The 3,132-nt window shown below is 60.7% G+C and carries 2 protein-coding genes; both read right to left on the bottom strand.

The window, feature by feature from the left end; genetic code table 11:
* The coding region (locus tag MKK75_RS25680) for a porin (RefSeq protein ID WP_244045332.1) at window positions 1-1,544 on the bottom strand (1,544 nt) is incomplete at its 3' end.
* 539 nt (window positions 1,545-2,083) lie between these two features.
* Window positions 2,084-3,076 carry an IS481 family transposase gene (locus MKK75_RS25675; protein WP_244045331.1) on the bottom strand — a complete coding sequence of 331 codons (993 nt, stop codon included), beginning with the start codon at window positions 3,074-3,076 and terminating at the stop codon, window positions 2,084-2,086.
* Window positions 3,077-3,132 lie beyond the last annotated feature (56 nt).

Genomic DNA, 3,132 nt, shown 5'->3' with positions numbered 1-3,132 from the left:
TCAATGTCGATCACGCGGCCATTCTTCACGCCGATCTGGGTGTAGAAGCCCTCCAGGCCGATATCGAGGTCCTTGACCGGTGACCAGATGATGTTCGCGCCAGCGACGAACTGGTACGTGTCACGCAGCGCCTGGCTGAGGTTGTAGAAGCGAGTGCCCGGCGTTCCGACCGCGTTCTGGCCGAAGGCTTGGGTGCCAGCCGGGTTCAAAGCGCCAAATATGACGCCCTGGCCATTCCGAGCCGCCGCAGAATAGTTCATCTCACCGTAGGATCCGAAGAAGGCTGAGCGCCACTCTGGGCTCCAGTAGTGCAGATATGACCCGACGACAGTGAAGCTATCGGACAGCTGCAGCTGGCCCGTCACAGGGTTGACCGTCGCGTCGTTGAAGTACTGCTGGAACTTTGAGCCCTGCAACGTACCTGCCGTTTGAGCATAGCAACCCGTATACTGGCAGTAACCGGTATACATCTGAGCGCCCTTGGCGTAGGCGCCCTGCAGATAGAGAGCATCACCCGGCGCGATGAACGGCGCGTTGATCTTCAGGCCACCCTGGATCGCGTAGCCATACGGGCTATTGGTATGGGCCGGCGCGGTGACGGCACCAGCGATCGGGGTGCTGTTGATGTTGCCGATGTCGATCTGGTGCGATGCCGCCGATAGCTGAGCTGAGCCCCAGGCTTGATCCAAGCGCACCACGCCGACGAAGTCGGGCATCTCGTTGCGCTGGATCACATCAAGACTCTGGAAAGCCGTCGAGGAGGCGAGCAGCGTGCCCGCGGCGTTACGAACGAAGATCGGCGCTGGAACGAACGTCACACCGAAGTTCGAAATCGAACCGTTGGCGGCGGAAACGGTCGTGGCAAGCGGCGAGAAGACGTTCGTGCGACGGAACGTCGGATCTTCGACTGAGAGCGTCGCCGACAGGCCGTTGCCGAAGGTTGCCGTGTAGGCCAGCAGGTTGGTGGAGAAGACGTCCGAGCCAGCGGTCGCGCCGGCGAACTCGAAGTCGTGGGCGTAGAAGTCGAAGAACGAGGACGCACGACCTGCGGTGAGACCAGCGAACTGGATGAACGCCTTGTCGACGTTCATATATTGCTGGGCGCGACCGAACTCATCCTGACCTAATGCAGCGTAAGCATTGCCGATACGCTGCTGCGTGCCGGAGGTACCACCGCCATACGATCCGCCGGTGCGCGAGCCTGCGTCCAGGCGCACGAAGGCACGGAGCGTGCCATAGGCGGTCTGCGTCCGCGCGTCCAGGTTAATGCGCAGGCGAGTCCCGTAACCGGCGGTGTCGCCGAGGTTGCCGCCGGACTGACGTGAATAGGTAGTTTCGTAGCCGCCCTCAAACCGAGCGCGACCAGAGATGCGCAAGCAGGTATCCGTCCCGGGAATGTAGAAAAACCCGGCGCCATATGCGCCGCAGACGCGGACGTACTCGATCGGAACCGACTTCGTGACCGGCAGGTCGGCGGCGTGTGCGGCACCCACTGCCGCGAACGCTGTCGCCGACCCAAGAAGAGAGCTTTTTAGGAACCTCATCGAAAACCCCAATGCTTCGAGACCCTGATACGGCGTCGCCCGGTTGTTCCGGATCAGGCCGCAGAGGTTGATTTGGCCTGCGTCTCGGCGCCAGGCTCATGCGGACAGTCGCTTGGCGATGCCCTCGGTGCGTGATCATCATGTTCAAGTCGACGCGCTTCCACAATGAGGGAAATTCCGGTCGAAGTACATCCGGCAACAGAAGTGGTATTTTAGATACTATTTCCCGCCTACTTTAGGCAGCTATATGCAATAAAAATGAGAAACATACATTGTTTCTGGATATTTCCATTTTAGATTTATGCACTTGTATCGGGCATAATGCATCTGATAACGGCATCATAGCTCAATGTGGGCCAAGTGCTATCTGACCCGAGACACGTTATCCTGCATGATCTTGTGCCGTTGGCGCTCCGATCGAAAGCATTTCACGTTTGTGTGAGATACAGGCCCCGACGTTCTGCCTTCCTGCCGGCAATCGGGCTGTCTGGCGCTCTTTGCTCGGCCAGCAAAGCGGGCTCCGTCCGGTGGGATCTCCACTAGATGTTTGGTCCCGGCATTTGGTGGAGCGGGTTTGACCTGAAGCGGCTGGGCTCGGTGGACCATGCTTTGCAGATGGCCTCGTAGGGCGTGAGACCACGCAGGGTCTTGAGGCGGCGGCCAAAGTTGTAGGCGCTTACGAAGTCGGCCAGGTGAGCGCGAAGCTGCTCGTGGCTGTCGTAGTGGTAGCGTTTGACCGTCGCGTCCTTAATCGTGCGGTTCATTCGCTCGACCTGACCGTTGGTCCAGGGGTGACGCGGCTTGGTCAGACGATGGTCGATATCGTTGCGGGCGCAGGCGGACTCGAAGCTATGGGCTCGAAAGGTCTCGCCGGCTGCAATCGCCTCCCTGATGATGGAGGCGGCTGAGGCGACGTTGCCGGGCGTGGTGAAGTGGGTGCCGTTGTCGGTGAGCACCGTGTGCACCTTGTAGGGCACGGCCTCAATGAGATGGCGAAGGAAGTCGCCTGCGACCCGCCGCGTGGCCTTTTCATGGAGCTCAACGAAGGCGAACTTGGTCGTGCGGTCGATGGCGACGAGCAGGTAGAGCCGGCCTTCCGCTGTGTGCACCTCAGCCAGATCAATGTGGAAGTAGCCGAGCGGGTAAGCCTTGAAGCGCGAACGCTTGGGCTTGTCGCCGTCGACCTCCGGCAGTCGACTGATGCCGTGGCGCTGCAGGCAGCGATGTAGCGACGAGCGGGTCAGATGCGGGATCGTCGCCTGGAGCGCGTAGAGACAGTCATCCAGTGGCAGCAGGGTGTGCCGGCGAAAAGCGACGACGACCGCCTCGTCCTCGGGTGACAGCACCGTCGAACGCGGATCTTTCGGCCCCGTGCGCTGGTCGGCGACCGAGGTCCGCTGCCTCCACTTGGCGACCGTCTTCTGGTTGATCCCGTAGCGTTTCGACAGCGCCCTCAGGCTCGCTTGACTATGCTGGATCGCTCGACGGATCGCCTCCGTCGTTGTGGCGCTGCCGTGAAGAACCTGGCCCATAGCGCGTCCCTCCACTCGGGCGTGAAGATCGCACCATCAAACCCTGGGATCAAACA

Source organism: Methylobacterium sp. J-030, assembly GCF_022829545.1.
Taxonomy (GTDB): domain Bacteria; phylum Pseudomonadota; class Alphaproteobacteria; order Rhizobiales; family Beijerinckiaceae; genus Methylobacterium.
The sequence above is the reverse complement of the archived record's forward strand: the minus strand, read 5'-3'. Positions and strand labels throughout refer to the sequence as shown.